General features: G+C 45.8%; 25 protein-coding genes and 1 pseudogene. 18 read left to right on the top strand and 8 right to left on the bottom strand.

Annotation, left to right across the window (positions count from 1 at the left end):
• The first annotated feature begins 694 nt into the window (after nucleotides 1-694).
• Entirely contained in the window at nucleotides 695-856 is a 162-nt protein-coding gene (locus ACFE90_RS04970) for a hypothetical protein (RefSeq protein WP_375498295.1), read from the top strand.
• 142 nt (nucleotides 857-998) lie between these two features.
• On the opposite strand, the gene ACFE90_RS04965 is transcribed toward ACFE90_RS04970, so the two are convergent.
• Together ACFE90_RS04965 and ACFE90_RS04960 are read right to left on the bottom strand one after the other, a co-directional pair.
• On the bottom strand, nucleotides 999-1,220 hold the full coding sequence (locus ACFE90_RS04965) for a hypothetical protein (RefSeq protein ID WP_375498293.1): 222 nt from the start codon (nucleotides 1,218-1,220) through the stop codon (nucleotides 999-1,001).
• A gap of 192 nt (nucleotides 1,221-1,412) precedes the next feature.
• Nucleotides 1,413-2,228 (bottom strand): alcohol dehydrogenase catalytic domain-containing protein, encoded by an 816-nt coding sequence (locus ACFE90_RS04960; protein ID WP_375498291.1) that lies wholly within the window; start codon nucleotides 2,226-2,228, stop codon nucleotides 1,413-1,415.
• 174 nt (nucleotides 2,229-2,402) lie between these two features.
• Here ACFE90_RS04960 and ACFE90_RS04955 point away from each other — a divergent pair, with 174 nt between their 5' ends.
• Nucleotides 2,403-2,576 carry a hypothetical protein gene (locus ACFE90_RS04955; RefSeq protein WP_375498289.1) on the top strand — a complete coding sequence of 58 codons (174 nt, stop codon included), beginning with the start codon at nucleotides 2,403-2,405 and terminating at the stop codon, nucleotides 2,574-2,576.
• Between the two features lie 13 nt (nucleotides 2,577-2,589).
• On the opposite strand, the gene ACFE90_RS04950 is transcribed toward ACFE90_RS04955, so the two are convergent.
• Nucleotides 2,590-3,360: an SDR family oxidoreductase gene (locus ACFE90_RS04950; protein ID WP_375498337.1), complete on the bottom strand. Its 771-nt coding sequence runs from the start codon at nucleotides 3,358-3,360 to the stop codon at nucleotides 2,590-2,592.
• A gap of 438 nt (nucleotides 3,361-3,798) precedes the next feature.
• On the opposite strand from ACFE90_RS04950, the gene ACFE90_RS04945 reads away from it, so the two are divergent.
• From ACFE90_RS04945 to ACFE90_RS04915, 7 genes are all read left to right on the top strand, one after another.
• Nucleotides 3,799-4,293 (top strand): DUF2231 domain-containing protein, encoded by a 495-nt coding sequence (locus tag ACFE90_RS04945; RefSeq protein WP_375498287.1) that lies wholly within the window; start codon nucleotides 3,799-3,801, stop codon nucleotides 4,291-4,293.
• The gene (locus ACFE90_RS04940) at nucleotides 4,290-4,883 is read left to right on the top strand and encodes a DUF2231 domain-containing protein (protein ID WP_375498285.1); all 594 of its coding nucleotides are present in this window, start codon (nucleotides 4,290-4,292) and stop codon (nucleotides 4,881-4,883) included. Before ACFE90_RS04945 ends, ACFE90_RS04940 begins: the two co-directional genes overlap by 4 nt.
• 24 nt (nucleotides 4,884-4,907) lie before the next feature.
• The gene (locus tag ACFE90_RS04935; protein WP_375498283.1) at nucleotides 4,908-5,828 is read left to right on the top strand and encodes a cytochrome c oxidase subunit II; all 921 of its coding nucleotides are present in this window, start codon (nucleotides 4,908-4,910) and stop codon (nucleotides 5,826-5,828) included.
• Nucleotides 5,818-7,494 carry a cbb3-type cytochrome c oxidase subunit I gene (locus ACFE90_RS04930; protein ID WP_375498281.1) on the top strand — a complete coding sequence of 559 codons (1,677 nt, stop codon included), beginning with the start codon at nucleotides 5,818-5,820 and terminating at the stop codon, nucleotides 7,492-7,494. The genes ACFE90_RS04935 and ACFE90_RS04930 overlap by 11 nt, the downstream gene beginning before the upstream one ends.
• Nucleotides 7,495-7,625: 131 nt before the next feature.
• Complete coding sequence (locus ACFE90_RS04925; RefSeq protein ID WP_375498279.1) at nucleotides 7,626-8,288, top strand: heme-copper oxidase subunit III; 663 nt, start codon at nucleotides 7,626-7,628, stop codon at nucleotides 8,286-8,288.
• A gap of 38 nt (nucleotides 8,289-8,326) precedes the next feature.
• Nucleotides 8,327-8,572 (top strand): hypothetical protein, encoded by a 246-nt coding sequence (locus tag ACFE90_RS04920; RefSeq protein WP_375498335.1) that lies wholly within the window; start codon nucleotides 8,327-8,329, stop codon nucleotides 8,570-8,572.
• Between the two features lie 53 nt (nucleotides 8,573-8,625).
• Entirely contained in the window at nucleotides 8,626-9,993 is a 1,368-nt protein-coding gene (locus tag ACFE90_RS04915; RefSeq protein ID WP_375498277.1) for an NAD(P)/FAD-dependent oxidoreductase, read from the top strand.
• Between the two features lie 79 nt (nucleotides 9,994-10,072).
• Here the strand turns inward: ACFE90_RS04915 and ACFE90_RS04910 are convergent, their stop codons facing one another.
• From ACFE90_RS04910 to ACFE90_RS04900, 3 genes and pseudogenes are all read right to left on the bottom strand, one after another.
• Nucleotides 10,073-10,309: a hypothetical protein gene (locus ACFE90_RS04910; RefSeq protein ID WP_375498275.1), complete on the bottom strand. Its 237-nt coding sequence runs from the start codon at nucleotides 10,307-10,309 to the stop codon at nucleotides 10,073-10,075.
• Nucleotides 10,310-10,334: 25 nt separating this feature from the next.
• A pseudogene (locus ACFE90_RS04905) lies at nucleotides 10,335-10,469 on the bottom strand (alpha/beta fold hydrolase); the annotation flags it as partial.
• Nucleotides 10,470-10,626: 157 nt separating this feature from the next.
• Nucleotides 10,627-11,667, bottom strand: a complete 1,041-nt coding sequence (locus ACFE90_RS04900) for an SDR family oxidoreductase (protein WP_375498273.1) — start codon at nucleotides 11,665-11,667, stop codon at nucleotides 10,627-10,629.
• Nucleotides 11,668-13,060: 1,393 nt separating this feature from the next.
• On the opposite strand from ACFE90_RS04900, the gene ACFE90_RS04895 reads away from it, so the two are divergent.
• The 9 genes from ACFE90_RS04895 to ACFE90_RS04855 all read left to right on the top strand — a co-directional run bounded on the left by ACFE90_RS04895 (nucleotide 13,061) and on the right by ACFE90_RS04855 (nucleotide 23,315).
• The gene (locus tag ACFE90_RS04895; protein WP_375498271.1) at nucleotides 13,061-14,017 is read left to right on the top strand and encodes a ribokinase; all 957 of its coding nucleotides are present in this window, start codon (nucleotides 13,061-13,063) and stop codon (nucleotides 14,015-14,017) included.
• Nucleotides 13,932-16,436: a glycoside hydrolase family 65 protein gene (locus ACFE90_RS04890; RefSeq protein WP_375498269.1), complete on the top strand. Its 2,505-nt coding sequence runs from the start codon at nucleotides 13,932-13,934 to the stop codon at nucleotides 16,434-16,436. Before ACFE90_RS04895 ends, ACFE90_RS04890 begins: the two co-directional genes overlap by 86 nt.
• A 181-nt stretch (nucleotides 16,437-16,617) precedes the next feature.
• Entirely contained in the window at nucleotides 16,618-17,418 is an 801-nt protein-coding gene (locus ACFE90_RS04885) for an SDR family NAD(P)-dependent oxidoreductase (protein ID WP_375498267.1), read from the top strand.
• A 21-nt stretch (nucleotides 17,419-17,439) separates the two neighbouring features.
• A complete protein-coding gene (locus ACFE90_RS04880; RefSeq protein ID WP_375498265.1) occupies nucleotides 17,440-18,555 on the top strand; it encodes an L-dopachrome tautomerase-related protein in 1,116 nt (371 codons plus the stop codon).
• Nucleotides 18,556-18,595: 40 nt separating this feature from the next.
• Nucleotides 18,596-19,060, top strand: coding sequence for a YbhB/YbcL family Raf kinase inhibitor-like protein (locus ACFE90_RS04875; protein WP_375498263.1), 465 nt, complete (start codon nucleotides 18,596-18,598; stop codon nucleotides 19,058-19,060).
• Between the two features lie 38 nt (nucleotides 19,061-19,098).
• The gene (locus tag ACFE90_RS04870; protein WP_375498261.1) at nucleotides 19,099-19,578 is read left to right on the top strand and encodes an ester cyclase; all 480 of its coding nucleotides are present in this window, start codon (nucleotides 19,099-19,101) and stop codon (nucleotides 19,576-19,578) included.
• 5 nt (nucleotides 19,579-19,583) lie between these two features.
• Nucleotides 19,584-20,114, top strand: a complete 531-nt coding sequence (locus ACFE90_RS04865) for a (2Fe-2S)-binding protein (RefSeq protein ID WP_375498333.1) — start codon at nucleotides 19,584-19,586, stop codon at nucleotides 20,112-20,114.
• Entirely contained in the window at nucleotides 20,101-21,093 is a 993-nt protein-coding gene (locus ACFE90_RS04860) for an FAD binding domain-containing protein (protein WP_375498259.1), read from the top strand. Before ACFE90_RS04865 ends, ACFE90_RS04860 begins: the two co-directional genes overlap by 14 nt.
• Complete coding sequence (locus tag ACFE90_RS04855) at nucleotides 21,090-23,315, top strand: xanthine dehydrogenase family protein molybdopterin-binding subunit (protein ID WP_375498257.1); 2,226 nt, start codon at nucleotides 21,090-21,092, stop codon at nucleotides 23,313-23,315. Before ACFE90_RS04860 ends, ACFE90_RS04855 begins: the two co-directional genes overlap by 4 nt.
• An 854-nt stretch (nucleotides 23,316-24,169) precedes the next feature.
• Here ACFE90_RS04855 and ACFE90_RS04850 read toward each other — a convergent pair.
• Both ACFE90_RS04850 and ACFE90_RS04845 read right to left on the bottom strand, forming a co-directional pair.
• Nucleotides 24,170-25,306: an aryl-sulfate sulfotransferase gene (locus tag ACFE90_RS04850; RefSeq protein WP_375498255.1), complete on the bottom strand. Its 1,137-nt coding sequence runs from the start codon at nucleotides 25,304-25,306 to the stop codon at nucleotides 24,170-24,172.
• Between the two features lie 291 nt (nucleotides 25,307-25,597).
• Nucleotides 25,598-25,788 (bottom strand): hypothetical protein (locus ACFE90_RS04845; RefSeq protein ID WP_375498253.1); only part of this gene is annotated, 191 nt, incomplete at its 5' end.

Genomic DNA, 25,788 nt, shown 5'->3' with positions numbered 1-25,788 from the left:
GTAGGTACTCTTACACGCTACCTGCGGTCGTTAACTCTTATAATCGCATCTCAAGAATTATTTCTAATTAACTGTAAGAAGATAGACTCAAGACTTTGTAATGCTGCGTTTGTGGTGCGTTGATGTTCTTCACGCATTACGCTGATGTTGTTTATGGCTATCACGTAACTCAAGTAACACATCATCCAAAATGGCACTACGACCCAGAACACGGTCAACGTTACTGGTAAACTCTCTCATTTCCTGGCTTAGTTCATCCAATTGTCCCTGTGTGTTAGCTTGTCTAATAGTTAAATTGTCTAATTGTTCTTGTGTTCTAGGAAAGTCTTTCAGCCAACCCCAAGATTATTTGTTCAATACGGTCTATTCTGTTAGGGAAGTATTCGGATGTGTCAGTCACTTGTGTTGAACTTGTACAATTTTACTTTCTCGTTTGATTCAACGTTCTCAAACTTTGATAACAGGGGTTAGGACTTTAGTCTTCGCGCACCCTTCCCCATTGGCGATCGCTTAAATATTACCCCCATCTGCACCAATGGGTTATGTGATGTAAGGCTTCTGCAAATCTAATTTCTTCTTGGGTTGGAGTTGTCATCATCTCACCCTATGCATATCTGCACTTTATACTAATTCTGTATGAAGATGCGCCAAACTACGTCAAACTTATAGATAGGTGCATTTAGTAATTTTAGTTATGAGTTGTCCATTTCAAATCGAGATTTCAGAAAGCCAAGAAGAATTGGAGAAAGCTCTCAGACATGTCACAGAGGCAAGTAGCAAAGAAAGATTGCTTTCTTCTCTATTGGCTCAAGAGTGGTCAAGTGAGCAGCAGGCGATCGCGCCTCTAAACGTTTAGGGCGTGATGAAGCAACCATAACTCGTTGGGTGAGAAAGTATAAAGATGAAGGACGTAATTAAAATCAAAAACCATCAGCAAGTTACCCTACTTGCTGATGTTAAAAAAGTTTTTAGTTCACAATACAACCTTGACAAAGACTCTAAACATTAGCTAAAGCTGCTCCAGGGACTAATTCTACCTTCACCCAACCTGGTTGTCGTCGGTCAAATGCCTTATATGCATCAATAACTGACATTAGCGGCTCGACTTGTGTTAAGACTTTTGTGGGGTCTACTGTGCCATTACGAACCAAATCCACCAACGTAGGAATATATTTACGGTGATTACAATTGCCCATGTTGATTGTGAGATTTTTGTTCATTGCTGTGCCGATGGGAAAGAAATTGTGGGTGGGGGGATAAACTCCAATAATCGAGAGCGTACCAGCTTTGGCTAATGCTTGAACTGCCCACTCTAATACTTGAGAAGGAGCATTACCCGGATGCCAATTCCCGTTTTGAGGATTGGTTTTAGGGGCAATCTGTTGTAACTGCTGTTGGAATTGTTGTGCTTTTTATCGTGCTTTTTCGGCTGCTGGGCCACTGTCAGGAGCATTCGCATCTACGCCAACTGCATCAATAGCTCTATCCACACCAACTCCTCCAGTTAGTTCGCGGATTGCTTCAATTGGATCTTCGGCATTGTAATCAATGATTTCTGCACCCAAATCACGCGCCATTTCTAAACGTGAGGGAATTGTATCCACTGCAATGATGCGTCCTGCACCGAACAATCTGGCGCTAACGATCGCAAACTGCCCAACGGGGCCACAACCGAAGATGGCAACTGTATCTCCTGGTGTGATCTCTGCAATATCGGCTCCAAAGTATGCCGTAGGGAAGATGTCAGACAACAGAATTGCTTGGTCGTCTGTAACCTCTTTTGGTAATTTTACTAATCCTGCATTGGCATAAGGAATTCGAGCATATTCCGCCTGCAATCCATCGAAGGGGCCTGCTGCTTCTGGGCCTCCGAAAAAAGCTGTCCCGGCAGTATGTCCGTGGGGATTGGCGTTATCACATTGAGCATGATAACCTGTGCGGCAGTAAGAACAGTAGCCGCAGGCAATTGTCGAGGGAACGACAACGCGATCGCCCACTTTCAAATTCCGCACATTGGAACCAATTTCTTCAATAATGCCAACACCTTCATGTCCTAGAATTGTACCGGGTTTCATTCCTGTGAATGTTCCCCGAATCATGTGTAAATCTGTGCCACAAATTGCACTAGAGGTCAGCCGAATAATGGCATCGGTTGGTTCTTTAATTTTTGGTTCTGGTACGTTATCTAATCGAATATCTCCGATTCCGTGAAAAACAACCGCTTTCATGGTAATTCCTCCTAGTTTATGAGGTTTAAATTTCAGAACAAAAATGGGTAGCTTGTGTTTTTAGCTACTACAAAGTACGAGAAAATATTTATGCAGTAGAGTAATGAATCTTGTATCCAAATTAAACTCTTGAATGAAGAACTTTAGCAGACAATTGAGTTTGTTTTAGACTACATGACATACGTACTTAGAAAGTATGGTATCGATATTGCTATAGTTTCTTATCGTCCTCTAGAAGGATATAAGTTGTGGATAGCAATGTCAGGCAAAGAAACTGGAAGCAATAGCAAACTTTTTAACAGGATGATGGTTAATAGCGATCGCCCCGTCGGAAGCGATCGCTACTAATCCATGTTGCTAGTTAGTTAAATCGACACGATTGCTCTATAGTGGCAGTCTCTTCGAGTTGTACCATTATCAGAACAGCTGGCGCATCACCTACTGTTCCAGATAAGTGACCCCTATGACCTTGCGCGTCTGCTTTTGTACCCTGATCTTCTCCAAATGAAATTTCGCCAGGGGCCATCTCGACTCGCTGTCCATCCATAGTTATACCGGTGACATAATCAGAGTCATCAGAAGCCAACCAAACTGCTGCTTTGGCGATATCTTCTACATCACCCACTCGTTTTGCTGGAATCAATTTTAGTAACTTTGCCTCTGCTTCTGGAGTATCCCAAGCTGATTTATTAATTGGAGTTTTGATTGCACCAGGGGCAATGCTATTAACGCGAATTTTGTGAGGGGCAAGTTCTTGGGCAATACTTTGCATCAAGATATTTATACCGCCTTTACTCGCGGCATAATTAACATGACCCGCCCAAGGAATCACTTCATGCACTGAACTAATGCAAATAATCTTACCTGCGGCAGATGAAATCTGTGGTTGTACACCTCGACGCAGGAATTCCTTGGCGGCTTCCCTAGCACACAAGAATTGTCCTGTCAGGTTCACCCCAATGACTCTATTCCACTGGTCAAGGGTCATATCTACAAAGGGTGAATCTTTTTGTAGACCTGCATTGTTCACTAAAATGTCAATGGTTCCGAAGTGTTGAAGTGTTTGGTTAAACATCTCCTTTACTTGGTCTTCGTTACTGACATCAGCTTGTATATAGCAATCCGATTTGATTCCTGAATTACTCGTTGCATGCCTTTCTTAAGCACGAGATAGATTTTATGATAATTTTATTTTTTTTGATATGGATTTATTTATAGAAAAGTTTGATTAACGACAAGTAACCATGTACTAAAGTTATTTATTAATCTTATACATCTGTATCTTTTAAGGTGCTTATTCTTAATCACAAAAATTCATAAATTCCTTTTGCCATTTGCCTTTGTTAATAAAATTGGAAATTGGAGGAATTTAGCTAACAGAAAATAATTTATTTTTGGACAACTCATCCCTAAGACAGTAGCTTTTTGTTCTATCTTTTAGATATCTCTTGTTAATAATTCTAAATTTTGTCAGCATCTACAAAATTAAAAATCTCCAAACGCTCACTACCGAATCTTATTTTTACAAAACATCTAAGATCATAGCGCCTGATACCCTAAGGAAAAAGCGATGTCTGTCTTACCTCTCAATAGCCAGAATTTACCGTACCCTGATCCTTTACACCCAATTATCGTTCACTTTGTGATTGCAATGGTGGTTTTTTCTTTTTTTTGTGATGTGGTGGGATATTTTAGCCGCAATGTGCGTTTATTTGAGGTGAGTTTCTGGAATATGTTTGTTGCTGCGATCGCAATTTTCATCGCGATTATCTTTGGCCAGTTTGAAGCAGGACTAGCACAAGCCCAGAAAGCAGCCCAGTCAACACTGAATTATCATACCGTCTTGGGTTGGTCACTGGGGGCGATTGTTGCGGCGATCGCAGCTTGGCGTTTTGTGATTCGCAACCGTAACCCGCGAAAAGTACCGCCTGCTTACTTGGGGGCTGCAACATTTTTAGTGTGTCTAGTGTTTTTGCAAGTGTATTTGGGGAGTAAACTGTTTTGGGTGTATGGATTGCACGTTGAGCCTATAGTTCAAGCCTTGAAACAGGGAGTTTCACCATGAACCTGCAACTGATTGAGCAGTTGAGATTACGCCTGGGTGCTAACGGATTACCTTACGAGATTCCTGTACATCCGCAGTTGGTGCATCTAACGCTGGGTTTGTTCATCATTGCCATCATTTTTGATCTAGCAGGAGTGCTGTTTTCTTTAGAAAAACCTATTTTCAAATTTTTGGGATTGGCTGCCATCCGTTCTAGCTTTTTTGATGTCGGCTGGTACAATCTCATAGCAGCAGCAGCTATCACATTTTTCACCGTTGCGGCTGGTTTTTTTGAGCTACTTTTGGCAAATCCACCAGTCGATCAAAAGAGTGCTTGGGGGTTGAGTCCTGGTTGGACGATGCTTTTACATGGTTTGGGTGGCATTTTGCTGTTGGGGATCATTGTAGCCATGACTGTATGGAGAGGTTTGCAACGCTATCGCTGGCGTAAGGATGCTTCCAGACAGGTACAGTGGAGTTACTTGTTAGCAGGGATTGCAATACTAGGCATATTATTCGTTCACGGAACGTTGGGGGCGCATTTGGGAGAAGAATTTGGGATTCATGTTACTGCTGCTAATACCATTGCCAAAAATGGTTACAACAAATAATTAAACGAGAATTTATTGAATTTTATGTTTAGTGTTTTTGAATATGTATTAATAGCGGTTTATGTAGCAATACTGCTCGTTGTCAGTCGGTGGATTGGCCAGCAGGCGTTTTCTTGGATGCCTCCCCAAGCTACAGCAGAAGCACAACGGGTAGATGATTTGTTTAGCTTCTTAGTCTCAATTGGAGCATTTATCTTGCTTGGGCTAATTGGCATTATGGTGTATGCGATCGCATTCCATCGCGCCTCTCCAGAAGACTACAGCGAGGGACACCCCTCTAGAGGTGATGCGAGGTTAGAAATATTGTGGACAGCAACCCCAACTTTGTTAGTAGTGTGGATTGCTTTCCAAAGCTTCAATATTTATCAGCAGTTAGATATTTTGGGTCTAAAGCAAATCGTGCATTTGCATACACCCTTAGAATCTGCACCCGCTTATGCCGAAACCGTCAGCGATATCCCCAAACCTGCATCTGAAACTATTGATGTTTTCGTTAAGCAGTGGGATTGGTCTTTTCGTTATCCAAATAATGTTACTAGCAATCAACTGCATCTGCCGATCAATCGCAGCACTCGTTTAAATCTGCAAGCGCAGGATGTGATCCACGGTTTCTACGTCCCTGAGTTTCGCTTAAAGCAGGATATTATTCCAGGACGCGACATTGATATTGTGCTAACACCCATTCGCCCAGGCAAATATCGGCTGAAAGATTCTCAATTTAGCGGTACTTACTTTGCCTTAATGGAAACAGATGTATACGTTGAATCCCTCGATCAATATAACCAGTGGCTCACGCAAACTGCTACTAGCGAACAAACTCCAGTAAATCAGGCGGTTGCCGAAAATATCCAACCACCAAAAACATTGTTTAATAGCGGCTGGTACAGCGTCACACCTGCTCAACCTGGCATTGCCAATAAAAGGAAGCAAAATAATGACACATGATTTTAGTCAAGAGATTACCGGGGATCAAGAATCGAAAAATTACCAGAACCAGCAGGGTAATACTTGGCGGCAATATTTCAGCTTCAACACCGATCATAAGGTGATTGGAATTCAGTACATGGTGATGACCTTCATTTTCTTCCTGATTGGCGGGCTGTTGGCAATGCTCATTCGGGCTGAATTGCTCACCCCAGAATCAAATTTGGTCGATCGCCCGCTTTACAACGGTTTGTTCACCATGCACGGGACAATCATGATTTTCCTGTGGATTATTCCCTTCAATGCAGGTCTTTCTAACTACTTAGTACCGTTAATGATTGGAGCGCGGGATATGGCTTTTCCCCTGCTCAACGCCATCTCTTTTTGGATTTTGCCACCCGCAGGTCTTTTACTACTATCTAGCTTCTTCGTCCCAAACGGCACTGCACAATCTGGCTGGTGGTCTTATCCGCCAATTAGTCTGCAAATTCCAGGCGGTGAACTGATTAACGGTGAATTCTTATGGATAGTCAGCTTAGTTTTAATAGGCATCTCTTCAATCATGGGGGCTGTCAACTTTGTGACAACCATCTTTTGGATGCGGGCCCCAGGAATGACATTTTTTCGGATGCCCGTGTTTGTTTGGTCGGTTTTCAGCGCCCAATTATTACAACTGATTAATTTACCTGCCTTGACAGGTGCATTGATCTTGCTGTTGCTTGACCTATCCGTTGGTACACAATTCTTTAAACCGGATGGAAATGGCGATCCGATCATTTATCAACACCTATTTTGGTTCTACTCTCATCCAGCAGTTTATATCATGGCACTACCAGCCTTTGGTATTTTTGCTGAGGTTTTGCCTGCATTTTCCCGTAATCCCTTATTTGGTTATCGGTCAGTTGCGATCGCAACCTTGGGTATTGCTTTGATCAGCATTTTCGTTTGGGTACATCACATGTTCACCAGTGCTACCCCCGGTTGGATGCGGATGACCTTCATGGCTACATCAATGTTAGTTGCCATACCCACTGGTATTAAAGCCTTCGCTTGGACTGCCACCATCTGGAGGAGCAAGCTACATCTAGAGACACCAATGCTGTTTGCGATGGGAGGTGCAGCCATGTTTATTTTTGGTGGTGTTACTGGTGTAATGCTTGCCGCCACACCATTTGATATCCACGTTAATAATACTTACTTTGTAGTGGGACACTTCCACTACATCGTTTTTAACACGATTACAATGGCAATCTTCGCGGCAATTTACTACTGGTTTCCCAAAATCACTGGAAGAATGTATGCTGAGGGTTGGGGCAAATTGCATTTTTGGCTGACCTTTATTCCTGCCAATATTACCTTCTTCTCCATGCACCCATTAGGTTTACAAGGGATGCTACGCCGAGTTTCTTCCTACGATCCACAGTATCAAGGATGGAACGTCATCGCTAGCTTGGCATCATTCTTGCTAGGAGCATCCACGCTGCCTTTTATTGCTAACATAGTAGGCTCTTGGCTTTACGGGCCGAGGGCAGTTGACAATCCTTGGCACGCTAGTGGATTGGAATGGACAACCTCTTCACCACCTCCGCGAGATAACTTTGAAGAGATTCCAATTGTTACAAGACCTCCTTATGACTACGGTAATCCAATTTACTCAGTAATCAAAAATTCTAACAACATTGAGTAAGGAGTTAGACAAATTTTAATTACGAATTACCCTTCGGGTTCGGGAGTTCGGACTCGACGGGAACCGCCAAGACTCCGACTCCCTCACGAATTACGTAGCTTGCTTCTCGCCTTTGGCGAGTATTACGAATTATGCAACGTCGCACTCATATAGATGAAAGTCCAATCCGTTTTGATTTGTGGCAGCGACGCTTGCCAAATTGGTTACAGCGCTTCCTACCAAGTGGTGGCGGTAGTCATGAAGATCATCATGGTAAAGGAATGTTCGGATTTACGGTGTTCCTGCTGTCAGAAAGTATCATTTTTTTGAGTTTTATCTTTACTTATGTAGCTCTGCGACTGAATACTACTAATTGGCTACCACCTGGGATTTCTGGGCCAGAATTGTCTACACTCGTTATTATTAATACGGTAGTATTACTTTCTAGCAGCTTTGTTATTCAACCAGCAGAAAATGCCCTCAAGCGTAATCAACTGAGTAAATTTCGCTGGCTATGGCTAATAACGATCGCAATGGGGAGTTACTTCTTAGTTGGTCTGCTAATTGAGTGGAAAAGCCTCGATTTCAAGATTACTACAGGGTTAGTTGGTTCGACATTTTACTTACTAACAGGCTTCCACGGTCTACACGTTCTGGCTGGTGTTGTGCTTCAGATAATTATGCTGATTCGTTCATTTATTCCAGGCAATTATAATAAGACTCACTTCGGTACAAGTGCGACTACTCTGTTTTGGCACTTTGTTGATGTTGTTTGGGTCTTTCTTTTCTCACTTCTCTACCTTTGGCGAGCATAAAAACATTCAAAAATCCAAATATCTTAAGGAGTAATGTGATAAATCTATTCTTGCAAGAAATACCAGCTTCAGAACTAGCCCCAAAAACAATTCAAGAAACTCCAGCACCAGGTCAAGATCCATTAATTGCACGCGGATTACAAAAAGAGCAATATGCTGGCATTATTGGCCTAGCGATCGCTCTAATTGCTGCTGTCGGATTTTTTAGTCGCAGAGTGGAATATGCTATTGGATTTGCTGTGTTCCTCAGCGCTATTTTGATAGCTTTGTTTTTATTTATTTAGCAAAGCTTCCATTAAGTAAACATCCTGATTTAACAATATTTACGAGGGATTTTATGAACAGCCCAGTTTATCAAACTGTGATTGTCGGCGGTGGTTTTGCGGGGCTATTTACAGCCTTACATTTGGCTCACGAACATTATCCTCGCTCTGTCATATTGATTGATAAAGATGAGCGCTTTTGCTTTAAGCCATTACTTTATGAGTATTTCGATAGCGAAATGGATAGCTTTCAAGTAGTGCCGCGCTTTTCGGAATTACTTAAAGGTAGTGGTGTCATCTTCGTTCAAGATGCAGTGCAATCGATAGACTTGCATCAACGGGAAGTTAAATTAGCTTCGGGAAACTCCTACAATTACAGCAATTTAGTATTAGCTTTGGGCAGTGTTACTGGCTATCGTCATGTTGAGGGTGCGAATGCTAATGCTTTTCCTTTCTGGACGCAAGCAGATGCGATCGCTCTTGACCGTCATTTACGTGACTGTTTACAAAAAGCCGTCCAAACTGAAGATTCAGAACAACGCCGAAAATTATTAACAGTAGTCGTAGTTGGTGGTGGTGCTTCTGGTGTAGAAATGGCAGCTACTCTAGGGGATTTTCTACCACATTGGTATAACGCTTTAGGAGGCAATTCGAGTGAAATTCGCGTGGTATTGCTCAATCATGGTCAAAAAATCCTTGATGGTAATATTAACGATCCACTACGCCCAATTGCTGAGAAAGAATTACAAAAACGCACTATACCAATTGAAATCCTTACGGGAGCAGAAGTCACTGCTGTTCACTCTAACACAATTGAATATAAGAGCAATAATCAAGTTAATACACTGCCAACATACACCACTATTTGGACTGCTGGTACTTCCACTCATCCACTAATTCAAGACTTACCAATTCCCAAAGAACATCGGGATCATCATAACCGTCTCCTAGTCACTCCTACTATGCAACTGCTCGACTTTCCAGAAGTTTTTGCAGGCGGTGATTGTGCAGCAGTTCAGGGTAGTTCACTACCACCTACAGCCCAAGTTGCTTATCAACAAGGAGCTAATATTGCTCACAATTTGAAAGCGATCGCTCTAGGAGAAGACCTTAAGCCAGCAAAAGTAAATATACGCGGAACTCTCTTAAAATTGGGGTTAAAGGATGCTGCCGCTAACCTTTTCAATGTTTTTGAAGTTGCAGGAGAACCTGGGCATTTAATTCGCCAAGGCACTTATATAACGCTATTACCAACACCAATTCATGACTTTAAAGCAACAACTGAATGGGTGGATGAAGAGATTTTTCATCACCACCTTGACTCTCACGGTGTAGGGAAAAAAGTGGTGCAAGCAGTGGAATTAGTTGGTGCAGGAGTTGTAGGTGTTTTAGTTGCGAGAAAATTATTAAAAGTATTAGGAGATGAGGAGAAAAGTAAATAATGAGTGGGGAGTATGAAAAAGCTTTTACCTTTGATCTAATCTGTTTTAACAGAACGTTAATTATAAGTACAGAGGCTGGCTACGCCTGGAGCAGGGCTAGGCTTTCAGCATCGTAGCAACTTCGGTGTCCCAGCTTCCAGTCCGGCGTGTAGTATTGGCGTGGTGACTGCTGCACCACCACAATATCGCGGACACGATCGCCGAAGGCGGGGCTTTGCCCATCGCGCCTGAACAATTCCAGGTAACTCCAGATCACTGGTGCGCCGAGAGACCAGCCCAGCTGGGTGACATCGTGCAAGCCCAGTTCTTGCAGCATGATCGTGCAGGTCGGCGGCTAGCCGTGGAATGCGGTAGCCATGATTTGGCTTGTCAGATCGCCCATGACCGCGCAGGTCAACAGTGATGATCCGGGAGTTTTCTGCTAACGCACAGACGTTGCGATGAAAAAACCGACCACTGAAGCTCCAGCTGTGAATGAGGACGAGGGGTCGCCCTCGACCGATGTCATCGTAAAAAAGTCAAACGCCATCATTACTGGTGCAATAGGGCATCGCTAATTCTCATTATGGAACGATCGGTAGTTAATTTGATCGGATACCAGTTCATGTGAATTGCTGTGTTGCTGGTTGGGTATTAAGGATTCCCGCTTCCACCCGATGCGCCCAACACTTGCCCAGTAGCATAGCTCGATTCCTGTGAGGCAAGGAGTACGTACATGGGGGCAAGCTCTGCTGGCTGTCCAGGCCGTCCCATCGGTGAGTCACTGCCGAACTTCTCGATTTTACTCTGCGGTTGACCGCCGCTTACCTGGAGCGGTGTCCAGTAAGGCCCAGGCGCGATCGCATTTACACGGATGCCCTTTTTAGCAAGCTGCTTTGCCAGTGACTTGGTAAAGGCGACAATCGCCGACTTGGTTTGTGCATAGTCGAGCAGGTTCTCGCTAGGGTCATAAGCTTGGACTGAGGACGTATTGATGATGCTTGCACCGGGACTAAAGTGCGGCACAGCAGCTTTGGTGATCCAAAACATCGCGTAGACATTTGTCTTGAACGTTGAGTCGAACTGCTCGGTCGTGAGATCGAGAATTGAGTCAACAGATTGTTGTTTACCAGCGTTGTTGACCAGAATATCGAGTCCGCCGAGTTCGCGCACGGCATTAGCGACAAGCTGATTGCAGAAGTTTTCGTTCCGAATATCGCCAGGAATCGCCACCGCCTTGCGTCCTGCCTCCCGAATCAGTTGGATCACTTCACGGGCATCTGGCTCCTCGGCAGGGAGATAGTTGATCGCAACATCAGCACCTTCACGCGCAAAGGCGATCGCTGCTGCCCGACCAATACCGGAATCGCCCCCTGTGACAAGCGCCTTACGCCCCACTAGCCGTCCAGAACCCTCATAACTTTTCTCACCGTGATCGGGTCGCGGGATCATTTTACTGACAAGACCGGGTGGCTCCTGCGGTTGTTGCGTAAAGGGCGGACTCGGATATTGCTTAACTGGGTTCTGCTTGACAGACTGGTTGGGTGTTTCCTGGTTGGGTGTCACTTGTTGATTTGCTGGGGTAGATGTTTGTTGTGCGAAGACTGGTACCGTTTGCGCTGCGACAACGCCAATAGATAGGCCGCCGAGAACTTGACGACGTGAGGCTTTTTTGAAGATATTTTTTTGTTCCATACTGAGTTTATTGACTTGGATTTCGCTCCACTAAATTGATTTGAAAGCAGGTTCTCGGCAGATCCGCAAATGCCAGGGTAGCTTTAGCTAAAGCATCTGCAATGAGACTGATAGAAATTGGCATCAAAGCAAAGCGCTATGGAAGAACAGGCTGACCGCCAGTCACGGGAATGACCGCGCCCGAAATATAACTGGCCTCAGAGGAAGCAATTAGCACGTATATCGGTGCGAGTTCTGCTGGCTGTGCGGCACGCTGTAATGCTTCTTATGCGTGTTGTTTGATTCTTTATTTTTACTACTTAACAATTAACTATGTATCCTTTTACCCAACCTCTAACTACAGAATGAGATTAGTTGTAAATTATTATTGTTGTGTGTTTCCGAATACAAATGTATTTTAAGGAATTAAAAATTCCTAAGAAGGCAAACTTATCTAGAATTAATGCTTAATGAGACTTCGATACAAAACTCTTGCTAAATATACATTGTTTCATTTAGCTTTTAGTTGTTGGGGCAATTTCGTGCTTTATCTATCACTCTTATTGAAGTACTAAGTAAAGCGTCTTAATTTTGTGTCGGATAGGTAATCAAAGTCACAATGGATAACTTGACGAAACTAAAGTATTACCGCGCAGAGACTAGACACGAGTTTAGCCTACTAGGACAGCGAGTGAGTTGGTATGTAACCTGTCAATCGTTTCTAATCATTGCCTTTTCGTCAGGGATGAGTAATTCAAATATCTATTTTAGGTTAGGCATCGGTTTCATACTTCCTACACTTGGCATTATTACCTCCATACTTATAAAGCCTTCTATTGATGGAGCGATCGCCATTATCAATAAATGGGGAGTTAAGGAGTATGAAGTGCTGCAAAACGAAGATTTAAAGGATTTTAAGATAAAAAGGGCATACGAAAAGGTAAGGTCTAGCTCTCACAGAGAAGTTGAACAGACAACGGACATAATAAAAAGAGAAAGCCTTAAGTTTGCTAAACTCGTTCCCGTTGTTTTTATCTACGGGTGGATCTGTCTTTGTCTTCTAGGTGTCGCTGTCAACCTGAAATTTTAAAGCAGACATTCAATTTACCCAATAGACCATAAGCACACTATTGAAGAGATGTTCTTGTGAACCTGCTCTTTAACGCTTAAATATTCAATTAGTCATGGCAATGATGTCTCCATCCATCCGATCGCAGCTTGTCAAAAGCCATCAAAGCACCTGTTTGTACTTCCAACTGGCTGAATGTATCGAGTAATTGCGATCGCGGGTGCTTGGGAGTTAACTTAAGCTAGATGCTTGTATTGATACAAAAGGCTTTAATGCAAGTAGTGAGATTGTCTTCGCAGTCTGGCGGCTGACAATCTCCTATCGAATCTAAAAACACAAGACATCATGAGTCAGGGAAGCATAATATCTCTCGGTAGCGTTAATGCAGATTTTCAGGTACGAGTTGATCGCCGTCCAGACCTAAGTGAAACGCTTCTTGCCAGTGATTTTCTTCAACTGAGTGGAGGTAAGGCAGCCAATGTTGCCTATCTCGCTCGCAAACTGGGTCTTCCTGCTATGCTTATTGCTCATGTCGGTGCCGATACGCTGGCAGAACAGGCGCTCAAACCCCTCCGGGAGATTGAGGTAGACCTGAAATATGTAAGTGCGATCAAGGGCGAACCGACGGGTGTTTCCATGATTACCGTGCCCCCCGATGGCAAAAAGGGAATTATTTTGGCTGGAAACGCAAATAACATCTGGACAAAGGAGGATATTGTCACTGTCCGAGATGCGATCGCTAACGCGCCTTCTGGTTCGGTGCTGGTTGTCGATTACGAGATTGCGCCATTCATTGTTGAAGTTGCGATGAATGCTGCTTGTGAGCGAGATTTTCCGGTAATTCTCGACCCATCTCCAGCCGATCGTGTGGAGCAAAATTTGTTCTCACAGGTGACTTATTTGGTTCCAGATGCAGGAGAAGCAGAGAAGTTAAGTGGAATCAAGATTAATTCGGTGGATTGTGCGATTCAAGCCGCACATCATTTTTTAGATCGAGGAGTCAAGAATGCTTGTGTGAAGCTGAAAGACGGAGGCTGCGTGCTGATTAACCATGAGCAAACGCTGCATATTCCCCCCGTTCCCGTGGATGTTGTCGATGCAACAGGGGCGGGGGATGCGTTTGCAGGCGCACTGGCTGTAGCAATATTGGAAAAGCGATCGCTTCAGGATGCTGCCTGTTTCGCAACGGCGGCTTCCCACGTTACAGTAACCCGGTATGGTTCTCAACCAGCCTATCCAACGCGATCGGAAATTGATACCATGTTTCAACGACTCACACCCCAAGCTTATGTTCTCTCATAACAACACTCCCGACTCCAAAGATGCTTGGAGTCTTGTTTTTGACAGGTACGATCCAAAGGATGAAGGGCATCGAGAAGCACTTTGTGCGCTGGGCAACGGCTATTTTGTCACTCGCGCAGCGGCGATCGAGGCAACAGCCGACGAGATCCACTACCCTGGAACCTACCGAGCAGGTCTTTATAATCGTTTAGTTACTTGTATTGAAGGTGAAGCGTCCGAGGATGAATCCCTTGTCAATCTACCCAACTGGCTGCCGCTAACATTTCGCATTGATGGCGGAAACTGGTTTTCTATTGATGCAGTTGAAATTCTAACTTACCGCCAAACGCTGGATCTCAAAGGCGGAGTTTTGCATCGTGAGATACAATTTTGCGATTTGCAGGGACGACAAACGAAACTGCACGAGCAACGGTTTGTCAGCATGGCTCAACCCCACCTTGCTGGATTGCAACTTCAGCTAACTGCCGAAAACTGGTCAGGTGAACTGGAAATTTGTTCAGCGATCGACGGACGGGTGACGAACAACAATGTCAAACGCTACGAACCTTACAATCAGCAACATCTGGAGCCATTAACAACTGGAACTATGCAACCAGAGGGTATCTGGTTAATGGTGCGAACCAAGCAGTCTCGAATCGAGATAACTATAGCATCGCGTACCCGTGTTTTTGTGGATAGTCATGAAGTAAACTTGTCCCGAACTGTCGATCACGAAACTGCACATATTGGGGAACAGTTGCGGCTTCAGATTGATCGGGGTGCAGCAATCCAAATTGAGAAAATTGCTGCCCTCTATACCTCCCGTGACCACGCGATCAGCGAAAGTGCTGAAGCAGCAAGGCAGGCAATCCAGGATGCTCCCAGCTTTGCCAAATTGCTAACTGCTCATCAATGTGCTTGGGAACGGCTCTGGATGCGCTGTGATATTGAGCTTGAGCCAGTGGAAAATTTACGGGCGTTACGGTTGCATATCTTTCATATCCTGCAAACAGTTTCGCCTCATACAGCAGATTTAGATGTGGGAGTCCCGGCACGAGGGTGGCACGGAGAGGATTATCGCGGACACATTTTCTGGGATGAAACCTTTGTGCTACCGTTTCTTGCCTGTCGCTTTCCAGAAATTGCGCGATCAATGCTGCTATATCGTTACCGTCGCCTCAGTGCAGCAAAAATTCTCGCTCGTCAACACGGCTACAAAGGTGCAATGTTCCCTTGGCGCAGTGCCAGTACCGGACGTGAAGAAACACCCAGTTTTCAGTTCAGCCTGCTTTCAGGGCATTGGATGCGCGATCGCACAAACTTGCAGCATCACATTAACGCCATCATTGCCTGTAATCTGTGGCGCTACTACAACCTGACGAACGATCTTGCCTTCCTAATGGACTACGGAGCAGAGATGATGGTTGAGATTACCCGCTTTTGGGCGAGTATTGCAACCTATAATCCTGACCTTGATCGCTACGAAATTTGCAGGGTAATGGGGCCTGATGAATATCATACCGCTTATCTAGATGCCGAAACTCCCGGCATCAACAACAATACCTACACAAACGTCATGGCAGTCTGGACGCTCTGTCAAACGCAGGAAGTCCTCAATCTATTGCCACCTTCGTGTTGTCGTGAATTTTATACTCGCCTCAACCTCAGCCAAGAAGAAATCAACCATTGGGATACTGTGAGCCGAAAGATGCACGTAGTTTTTGATGACGACGGTATTTTAAGCCAGTACGAAGGATTTGATCGTTTGCAAGAATTTGATGTGAAGCCATTCTATAATCAGCAGGTTAATTTAATCCTGGAGGCAAAAGGGGATGATGTCAATCGCTATCAGGTTAGCAAGCAAGCAGACACCGCGATGCTGTTCTTTTTACTGTCTGAGGCAGAATTGACAAAATTACTAGAGCGTAATGGTTATTCCTTTAATCGAACACAAATGCAGAGGACGATCGCTCATCATCTCCAGCATACGGTGCATGAGTCCAGCCTCTCCCGACTTGTGTATGCTGGAGCAGTTGCTATAGCGGATTGCGAAAAATCTTGGCAGCTATTCATGGAAACACTGTTTGCCGATTTATCGGGGGCAAGTAGTGAAGAGACAAAAAATGGCATCCACCTGGGAGCAATGGCAGGCACACTCCATCTCCTTCAGCACCATTACCTTGGGTTACACGCTTACGGCGGTAACATTTGCCTCGATCCATGCCTTCCAACTTCACTAAACCGATTTCGCGTTAGCCTTCAGCATCAAGGGAACGATTTAGAAATTGAAGTCATCGATAGTAATCTAAATGTAATAGCATCGCCAATTAACTCATCATCCGTCCAAATTGTTTGTCGGGGTGATGTGATGGATTTACAACCTGGTACTTCAATTACTATTAACCTGCTAGATTCGGTTTTCTCAGTTAAGAGCCATTGAACTTGAGAGGTAGATGTTCTATTAATGATTCTCAAATACACAGTTGTTATCTTTCACTAGGAAGACGCGATCGCACAACTGCTTCCGTAGGATGGTAAGAGTTAAAAGCTTGTAATCGGCTCAGACCTTTTAGAGTAAGCCATTGTAAGCATTAAGAACTTACATAGGAGTTTTGACAATTATGAATCAGACCTTAACCCGTCCCCTGGCCGTTATAACAGGTGCCTCTAGTGGTATTGGCTATGAACTCGCCAAACAGTTTGCTCAAAATGGCTTTGATCTGGTTGTCACAGCCACCGGCTCTAGCATCAATGAAGCGGCTGCTGCTTTTGAAGAACTAGGTGCCAAGGTTGAAACCGTACAGGCGGATCTTGCCACATACAATGGAGTCGAAACCCTAATTAATCAAATTCAAGCCACTGGAAGACCAGTGGAAGCGATCGCAATTAATGCCGGAGTTGGGGTAGGTGGCAAGTTCACTGAGACTGACTTACAGGAAGAACTGAATCTCATCAACCTGAACGTGGTTTCATCGGTTCATCTCGCCAAACGAGTAGTCAAGGATATGGTTGACCGAGGTAACGGCAAAATTCTCTTCACATCGTCAATTGCCGCGCTCATGCCTGGCCCATTTGAGGCGGTTTATGCAGCATCGAAAGCCTTTATTCACTCATTTGCAGAAGGACTCCGCAACGAATTAAAAGATACAGATGTAACAGTCACAGCGCTCATGCCCGGGCCAACGGATACAAACTTTTTCCACCGAGCCGGAATGGATGATACTAAGGCGGGTGCAGACAAGAAGGACGACCCAGCTATTGTTGCTAAACAGGGGTTTGAGGCTCTGATGGCGGGCAAGGATGACCTCGTTGCAGGCTCATTAAAAACCAAAATTCAAGGCAATATCAGCAAGGTTTTGCCGGATACCGTTAATGCAGATCTGCACCGCAAACTCACTGAGCCAGGATCGGCTAACAAGTAATTGCAGACAGGGAAAAATGTTATGGTCAGTCAGTTACAGAAGCTTCCAACGGATGAATCATTAGGCACACTACTAGAACCTGTTGCCCACTTTGACGGTGCTATGCTAACGGGTGTAACGGTATCTCATACTGGACGCATCTTCGTCAACTTTCCTAAATGGGGCGATGAAGTTGAATTCACGGTGGCAGAAATCCGAGATGGTCGTGCGGTGGCTTATCCCAATGAGGCAATTAATCGCACAAACCCAGATAACTTGGCCCAAACCCTTGTATCTGTGCAAAGTGTTGTGGTTGACCCCCATGATCGCTTGTGGATTCTCGATACTGGTAGCCCAATGTTCCAACCGACGCAGTACGGTGGCCCCAAGCTGGTTTGTGTTGATTTAACAAGCGATCAAGTCATCAAAACGATTCTCTTTCCCCAAGATGTAGCATTGCCAACAACCTACCTTAACGATGTTCGGTTTGACTTGCGGCGTAGTGCCCAGGGTACAGCATTCATTACCGATTCATCGGATCAAGGCGCGAACGGGATTATTGTTGTTGATTTGGCATCTGGTGAAAGCTGGCGCAGACTGCACGATCATCCTTCCACAAAAGCTGAAGAACTATCGAGCTTTCTGCCTGTGGTTGAGGGTCGCCCATTCATGGAACGTCAACCAGATGGGTCAACCAAACCCGTCAAAATGGGGTCAGATGGAATTGCCATTAGTGCAGACGGGTCACGCCTGTATTACTGTCCGCTTGCTAGTCGTCGTCTCTACAGTGTTGCGGTTGATGCTCTTGTAGATCGAGCGATCGACGATCGTGCTGTTGCCGCAACAGTAATTGATGAGGGAGATAAAGGCGGCGGTGCAGATGGACTCGAATCAGATGCAGGCGGATGTATTTATGCGACGAATTATGAACACAATGCAATTTTGCGTCGTCATCCTGATGGAGCCTGGGAAACGGTAATACACGATCCTCGCCTCCTTTGGCCCGATACCCTTTCAGTAGCAACAGATGGTTACATTTACGTTACAGCCAACCAGTTGCAGCGTCAAGCACGCTACCAAAAGGGACGCGATTTACGTCAGAAGCCTTATAACCTCTTCCGCATTCGCATTAATGCTCAACCTGTGCTGCTGCGATAAATTCTTTAATGCAGCTGATTGTTGCCAAAGGAAATAGACAATGGCATTGAATATCAAGGATCTACAGATTTCCAGCCCTGCATTCACTTCTGGTGAGCGTATCCCGAAACAGTATACCAGCGACGGTGAAAACATCTCACCTCCCTTGGAATGGAGTGGACTGCCAGCCGGAACCCAGCAATTAGCACTCATCTGCCACGATCCAGATGCGCCCCTGCCACAGGGGTTTACTCACTGGCTAATCTATGGGATTGGGCCAACGGTTAACCAGATTGCCGAGGCGGGTGGTAGTAAATTTATTGAAGGTATGAACAGTACCAATCAGCCAGGGTATACCGGGCCGGCTCCACCACAGGGACATGGGCTTCACCATTACTATTTCTGGTTGTATGCCCTAGATGCAGAGCTTGACCTGAAACCAAATATCAACCGCGAGCAACTACTTAATGCGATCGCTGACCATGTGATTGAGCAAGCGCGGCTGGTTGCAGTCTATGAGTCCTGACATCTACATAATTCTAAAAATCCGAGGAGGGTGTAAGCATGGGGGAGATGATAAACAACTATACACCGCAAGAGCAGAAAAACATTGAGCTTGTTAAGGAGTATATGCAGATCGCATACGATCCCAAGCGTGCCAGTGCCGAGGCAGTAGGGCATCTGTGTGCATCAAACAACAGGTTTATTGCTCCCACTACATTTCCTAATGTCCATACATTGGAGGAATATGCCCAGGATCATGGTGAGATCATGAAGCAGGTGAACGATCTCCACTTTGTCAGTTTCGATGTTCTCTTTGCGAAAGAAGACAAGGTGTGTCTCAGGTACACGGCTGAGGGAAGCCATAGCGGCCAGCCGCATGGGAATATTTTTCCTACTGGAAAGAAGGCACAGTGGACAGCCACTGGCACATTCAGGGTAGAGAACGGGAAATTAGCCGAGTTCATCAAGGACTGGAACAAACTGTCTATGTGGGAGCAGTTTGGATGGCCGATTGAAGAGTGTTTAACCCAGAAGGGGTAAGGATGATGACATCAACAAATTTATCTCCATCAACCGATCGCCTGCTGACAGAAACAGTCTCAGTTACTCTCCAAATTAACGATCGCCTTTACACGGTCAAAATTGAACCGCGTGTGACATTACTCGATTTATTGCGAGAACGGTTAGAACTTACAGGAAGTAAGAAAGGCTGCGATCATGGTCAGTGCGGTGCTTGTACGGTGCTGATTGATGGACGACGGGTTAATTCCTGTTTAACGCTAGCGGTGATGCAGGTGGGAAAAACCATCACCACGATCGAAGGATTGGCACAAGCAGACGAACTCCATCCGATGCAGGCAGCATTTATCCAAAACGATGCTTTTCAGTGTGGCTATTGTACATCTGGGCAGATTTGTTCGGCAATCGGGTTGTTGAGTGAAGGCAAAGCAGACTCGGATGCAGACATTCGAGAACTGATGAGTGGCAATCTCTGTCGCTGCGGAGCGTATCCAAATATTGTAGCAGCAATTCAGTCTGTAGCAGCAAGCGTGAGGGCGGGGAATGCAACCATTTAGCTATCTACGTGCATCAGACGCCGCGATTGCGGTGAGAACTGCGATCCAAGATCATCAGGCAAAGTTTATTGCAGGTGGCACGAATCTGCTGGATCTAATGAAGGAGGGTGTGGAAACTCCGCAACAGTTGATCGACATCAATGATTTGCCGCGATCGCAAATTGAACGCTTACCCAACGGCGGAATTCGCATCGGCGCACTGGCGCGAAATAGTGATGTTGCATACGACGAGAATATTCAGCGACAGTATCCGGTGTTGTCTGAAGCACTTTTATCTGGAGCATCTCCCCAACTGCGAAACATGGCAACCATTGGGGGCAACTTATTACAAAGAACTCGCTGTTATTACTTCACGGATGCTGGATTTTCATCTTGTAACAAACGTATCCCTGGTTCAGGCTGTGCTGCCATTCCGGGTTACAATCGCATTCACGCCATTTTCGGTACCAGCGACTGCTGTATTGCCACCCATCCTTCTGATATGGCGGTGGCATTAGTTGCTCTGGATGCCATTATTCACACGCAGAACACGGATGGAACTCGCCAGATTGCGATCGCCGACTTTTACCTATTGCCAGAAGACACTCCCGATCGCGAAACCGTCTTGGAACCCGGAGAACTGATTACCGCCGTTGAATTACCGCCGTTACCCTTTGCGGCTAGGTCACATTACCTGAAAGTGCGCGATCGCGCCTCCTATGATTTCGCTCTGGTTTCTGTAGCTGCGGCTTTGGACGTTCAAGATGGTCAAATTGCCGATGCACGGATTGCTTTGGGTGGAGTTGCTACAAAACCCTGGAAAGCAACCGAGGCAGAACGAGTTCTCATCGGTTCACCTGCGAATGCATCCACTTTTGAAGCAGCCGCTCTTGCAACAATCCATGATGCTAAACCACAGCAATACAACCACTTTAAAGTAGAACTGCTGCGGCGCACGCTAGTACAAGCATTTTTTAAGGTTACAGGAGGTGAGCAATGAATCCGGTAATTGGAAAAGCAGTCGATCGCGTAGACGGACGGCTAAAAGTGACCGGAGGCGCACATTACTGTGCCGAAATGCCAATTCCTAACCTGGTTCACGCAGTCTTAATTAACAGCACGATCGCCAACGGACGCATTGTGTCGATAGATACAAAAGCAGCCGAAGTTGCTCCCGGTGTACTGGCAATACTCACACACCGCAATGCGCCGCCAATTGCACCTGCAAGAGTTACATTAGATAGTGCCAGTCAAGGGGGAGGTGCGGGAGAGCAGTATATCCCGCTTCAAGATGACCAAATTCATTATAGTGGGCAACACATTGGGGTTGTGGTTGCAGAAACTTTGGAGCAGGCTGATCATGCCGCATCACTAGTAAAGGTTCGTTATGAAGAAGAACCACCTACGGTAACGATGCAAGAAGCGATGGAGCGTGCCTTTCCACCCGATAACGTTTGGGGAAAACCACCAGATATCGTCCAAGGTGATTCAGTAAAGGGACTGGCAGATGCCTTTGTTCGGATCGACCAGACTTACACCACCGCTATGCAGCACCACAACGCCATCGAACCTCATGGCACGATCGCAGTTTGGTCAGGTGATTTCCTGACCTTATACGAACCGACTACCTGGGTTTACGGCATTCGGAATGCAATAGCTGAGTGGCTGCAAATGCCGCGCGAAAAAATTCGCGTGATTCAGCAGTTTGTTGGCGGTTCCTTTGGCTACAAAGGCCCTGCCTGGACACATGTGGTACTTGCCGCGATCGCCGCTCGTCAGGTGAATCGCCCGGTCAAGCTGGTTCTGACTCGCCGACAGGAATTTGCAGGTGTCGGCTACCGTCCACTCATTCAACACCACATTCAGTTAGGTGCAACCGCCACAGGGCAACTGACAGCACTCACGCACCATGCGATCGCTCGCACTTCAACCTTTGATAATCGGGTCGTTGCACCAGTCGAACGCACCAGTCGCAAAATATACGCTTGCCCGAACGTTACCACTACTTACCGTCTCGCTCCCAGCAATCTCAGCGGCCCCTATACTATGCGTGGGCCTGGAGAAACACCAGGATTATTTGCGATCGAGTCGGCAATGGATGAATTGGCATACGCCTTACAAATCGATCCTATCGAATTACGCTTGCGTAATCACGCTGACGTTGACCCAGAAACGGGAGATCCTTGGTCTAGTAAGTCGCTCAAGGAGTGCTATCGGCAAGGTGCAGAGCGATTCGGTTGGCATCGGCGCAACCCACAACTCGGTTCCATGCGAAATGGCGATCGCCTCGTAGGTTGGGGAATGGCAACGATGGCTTATGATGCCCGCTTTTCTGGGACGACTGCCTCGGCTAAACTGTTTGCTGATGGCAATGTCTTAGTGCAGAGTAGTACCTGCGACCCAGGTACGGGTGTCTACACGGTCATGCAGCAAATTGCAGCAGATACCTTAGGGCTATCGGTGGCATCGATTCGCTTTGAGCTAGGCGATACCCAGATGCCCGAAGCTCCTGTTGCAGCCGGGTCTAAGACAACTGCTAGCGTTGGGTCTGCGGTATATGCTGCTACCACATCCCTACAGCGCAAACTGCTCAATCTGGCATTCAACAATCCAAACTCTCCTCTTTACGGGCATACCGAAGCTGAGGTGACGGTGGATAATGGGCGTTGCTACCTCAAGGATAATCCCACTCAGGCACAGACCTATGTAGAGATTTTGCAGCAGCACCAAATGGAATCGATTTCAGCACAGGAACAGGTTCAGCCTGATGAAGAAACCAAGAAATTTACTCACTACTCCTTCGGCGCACATTTTGCCGAAGTACAATTTCATCCAGGATTAGCCGAACTGCGAATCACTCGTTATGTCGGCGCATTTGCTGCTGGAAGGATCGTTAACCCCAAAACTGCCCACAGCCAGCTGATTGGCGGAATTATTTGGGGCATTGGTATGGCATTGATGGAACAGAGCATTGTCGATCCGCATTCGGGACGAGTTGTGAACTCGAATCTCGCTGAGTACCTGATTCCGGTGAATGCCGATATTCCCCCCATTGATGCCTTTTTTGTCGAGGAAGAAGCTTTGCATCTTAACCTGATTGGCACCAAGGGTATTGGCGAAATTGGCACGGTTGGAGCCGCAGCTGCGATCGCCAACGCGGTCTATCACGCTACAGGCAAACGGATTCGCGATCTGCCCATTACATTAGACAAGCTACTGTAACAAGGGTGCTTTCAAGACGACTTGGGGCGCATATAGCGGTTGGGGGAGGGGTAAGCGAAGAAAGTTTCTGGCATGAGATAATGAGTAATTATGCTCAAACATAAGATATAGTGACCGGAGTCTTATTAATAAAACAAAGCTTAGAAGAACTTTGCGTCTGCACCCCGATCGCACCGATCACAGCGATCAAAATATTCAGTTCATCCAAGAGCCACTAATCTATTTTGAGACTGAGTTTCTCAGTTAATTGTCAATTTATAAATATATGTAGGTGGTAATTATCCAACGCAGCATCTATCTATAGGAGAAGTTTATATTTATCTCCTTAGTTACGATCCAGTTTTTATGATTGATGATTTACCGTCCAAAAATGAGAGCATCTAGCGAATAAGCACCAGGGCCTAAAACTGCGATCGCAATTAGCATCACGCAGTACATCAAAGCTTTTTCCAAACTTGGCGGTTCACCTTTTCCTAAAGGGCCTTTGTACTGATCTTCACAGGCAATCGTTAACCAGGCATTTTGACAGACAGGCGATCGCTAACAAGGCAATTTAAATTAGACCAAACACATCTGAACGTCTGGACGTTTTAATTGCTGAATTAAATAATTAGAAAGTAAGTTGTAGCGCCAACAGCAAATATCTGTTCTGCCTGTCATTGAAGCAATCGCTTCTACCAACAGTGAAAGTTTTTTCCCGTCTATGTTCGCCAGTAAAGTAATTTTGCCTTCGGACTCACTCAAGCTACGGGTAGAAAATTGCTTAAATCCTCTGTTGGTAGATCGCTGTTCTGCTGGTTGTGTTCAGTGTCGGCCAAGAGTTGCGCTTTGCTTGACATGATCGCAAGGAGTGGTTAAAGCCAGGGGATCTGAGATTTCGCGTAGCGGTGCGATCGAAACACGCTATTGTGATGACCTGGCACATACAGACGGGCTGCCGCTTCGGGATATTCCCTAAAGTAAGGAATGATGTATTCCCACACGACTTTGCCATCCGGCGTGACCTCAAACAGCCGACCCGTTGCCGCCTCGGTAATATGCGTATTACCATTTAGCAGTCGCTGGGCTGACCCCATGTAGGGCGAAAAGAATGCAGTGCGTAGCTCGTCGGCATATTCCCACTCAATTGTCCCAGTAATAGGATTCACTTCAATGACGCGCGAGAATGGAGTCGCAATTCCAGGTCGAAAATTGCCGTTATCGAAAATCAAGATATTGCCATTGTCCAGTTCTATAGGCGTATGCTGTTGGGCAACCTGGTCAGGACCAATCTGCCAGACAATATTCCCTGTGCGTTTGTCTACAGCGAGCACACCCGATGTCGTTCGCAGGCTGATCAAGACCAACTCTCCTTGCGCCAACCAAAGCCCATTGATCAACGGCCAGTGATAGCGGTCGAAACCCGGATAGATAGGAAAATCTGCGGGGTTAAGGTGTTCCCAGACGCGCCAGAGCCAGACTAGTTCACCGGCTCGGTTCACCTGCTTGATCACATCTGCGTAAATCGTCCCATCCGGCAGATCATGAGCAGTACTGCCACCCACAATCTGTTTGGCAAAATCTAATGGCAACGGCTCAACTGTCGCATAGAGCAGATCGCCGTTGGGCAACCACTGTGCGTCGTGGTGATGGAAATAGTCGGTGTATTGCCACACTATTTGTCCATCAGGTGTCACCTCAAAGAAAGCGCCTCCATGCCAGAGTGCCCAAGCGGGGTAGAGGTTCGGTGAATCGGGGTGATTGCCGTTGTAGCCCAGATTGCCATTAGGTAGAAGCACAGCATCTCGTCCCGGACGATAGGGCAGTTGCCAGGTGTGGACGATGGTTCCCTCAATGTCAATCAGATAAACCTTGCCTGCGTCGGTTTGGGGCGCAAACAGCGTATAACCACCCGCAGAGCGGCTGTAATCGACTGCAATTAATCCTACTCCCCGTCGCCGCAGCGTCACTGGGTCAACATTAGCCGCCGTACCAGTTGCAATATCAGTCACGTTCCATCTCTTCAAAGGTGAATTTAGAGGTTGTTTCCACTGTCGCCAATGACGGTCACCGGAATAAATTAAACTACTATATTTTGATCAATTTATCGTATTTATATGTATACATTGTATGGCATTGTGGGAGGCGGCACAATTGTTGTCGAGTATCAAATTAAAAATTAAATCTGGTTGGGATCTGCCTGGCTTAAGGGTCGAGAAAATGCCTTGGGGTCTTGATGCAGCGCGTTTTGACATTGAACTAAACTTTTGGGAAACCCTGTAAGGTCTTGAGGGCTATTGCTGTTACAGTAGCGATTTATTTGATGGGGCAACTATTGCCCGTATGATGCAGCATTTCCAGAATTTGCTAGAAGCAATATGCTTACAGCACACTGGCGCGATCGCGGCAAATCCACAGCAGCTTTGATGAGGTAAATGATTATATGAAACTATCCCACTAATAAAAAAGTATGGTAATCTACTTCTCAACAAGG

It is taken from the genome of uncultured Nostoc sp. (assembly GCF_964245445.1).
In the GTDB taxonomy this organism is placed as follows: Bacteria; Cyanobacteriota; Cyanobacteriia; order Cyanobacteriales; family Nostocaceae; genus Nostoc.
Note: the sequence above shows the minus strand (reverse complement) of the source record. Positions and strands in the feature narration are given on the sequence as shown.

Bases quoted from the DNA above. Each gene is read 5' to 3' on its own strand.
- ACFE90_RS04855 (WP_375498257.1), top strand. From the start codon at position 21,090: ATGAATCCGGTAATTGGAAAAGCAGTCGATCGCGTAGACGGACGGCTA.
- ACFE90_RS04895 (WP_375498271.1), top strand. From the start codon at position 13,061: ATGAGTCAGGGAAGCATAATATCTCTCGGTAGCGTTAATGCAGATTTT.
- ACFE90_RS04900 (WP_375498273.1), bottom strand. From the start codon at position 11,667: ATGGAACAAAAAAATATCTTCAAAAAAGCCTCACGTCGTCAAGTTCTC.
- ACFE90_RS04890 (WP_375498269.1), top strand. From the start codon at position 13,932: ATGGTTCTCAACCAGCCTATCCAACGCGATCGGAAATTGATACCATGT.
- ACFE90_RS04935 (WP_375498283.1), top strand. From the start codon at position 4,908: ATGTTTAGTGTTTTTGAATATGTATTAATAGCGGTTTATGTAGCAATA.
- ACFE90_RS04970 (WP_375498295.1), top strand. From the start codon at position 695: ATGAGTTGTCCATTTCAAATCGAGATTTCAGAAAGCCAAGAAGAATTG.
- ACFE90_RS04945 (WP_375498287.1), top strand. From the start codon at position 3,799: ATGTCTGTCTTACCTCTCAATAGCCAGAATTTACCGTACCCTGATCCT.
- ACFE90_RS04955 (WP_375498289.1), top strand. From the start codon at position 2,403: ATGACATACGTACTTAGAAAGTATGGTATCGATATTGCTATAGTTTCT.
- ACFE90_RS04965 (WP_375498293.1), bottom strand. From the start codon at position 1,220: ATGAACAAAAATCTCACAATCAACATGGGCAATTGTAATCACCGTAAA.
- ACFE90_RS04915 (WP_375498277.1), top strand. From the start codon at position 8,626: ATGAACAGCCCAGTTTATCAAACTGTGATTGTCGGCGGTGGTTTTGCG.
- ACFE90_RS04925 (WP_375498279.1), top strand. From the start codon at position 7,626: ATGCAACGTCGCACTCATATAGATGAAAGTCCAATCCGTTTTGATTTG.
- ACFE90_RS04875 (WP_375498263.1), top strand. From the start codon at position 18,596: ATGGCATTGAATATCAAGGATCTACAGATTTCCAGCCCTGCATTCACT.
- ACFE90_RS04880 (WP_375498265.1), top strand. From the start codon at position 17,440: ATGGTCAGTCAGTTACAGAAGCTTCCAACGGATGAATCATTAGGCACA.
- ACFE90_RS04860 (WP_375498259.1), top strand. From the start codon at position 20,101: ATGCAACCATTTAGCTATCTACGTGCATCAGACGCCGCGATTGCGGTG.
- ACFE90_RS04940 (WP_375498285.1), top strand. From the start codon at position 4,290: ATGAACCTGCAACTGATTGAGCAGTTGAGATTACGCCTGGGTGCTAAC.
- ACFE90_RS04870 (WP_375498261.1), top strand. From the start codon at position 19,099: ATGGGGGAGATGATAAACAACTATACACCGCAAGAGCAGAAAAACATT.
- ACFE90_RS04960 (WP_375498291.1), bottom strand. From the start codon at position 2,228: ATGAAAGCGGTTGTTTTTCACGGAATCGGAGATATTCGATTAGATAAC.
- ACFE90_RS04930 (WP_375498281.1), top strand. From the start codon at position 5,818: ATGACACATGATTTTAGTCAAGAGATTACCGGGGATCAAGAATCGAAA.
- ACFE90_RS04865 (WP_375498333.1), top strand. From the start codon at position 19,584: ATGACATCAACAAATTTATCTCCATCAACCGATCGCCTGCTGACAGAA.
- ACFE90_RS04885 (WP_375498267.1), top strand. From the start codon at position 16,618: ATGAATCAGACCTTAACCCGTCCCCTGGCCGTTATAACAGGTGCCTCT.
- ACFE90_RS04910 (WP_375498275.1), bottom strand. From the start codon at position 10,309: ATGCTGCAAGAACTGGGCTTGCACGATGTCACCCAGCTGGGCTGGTCT.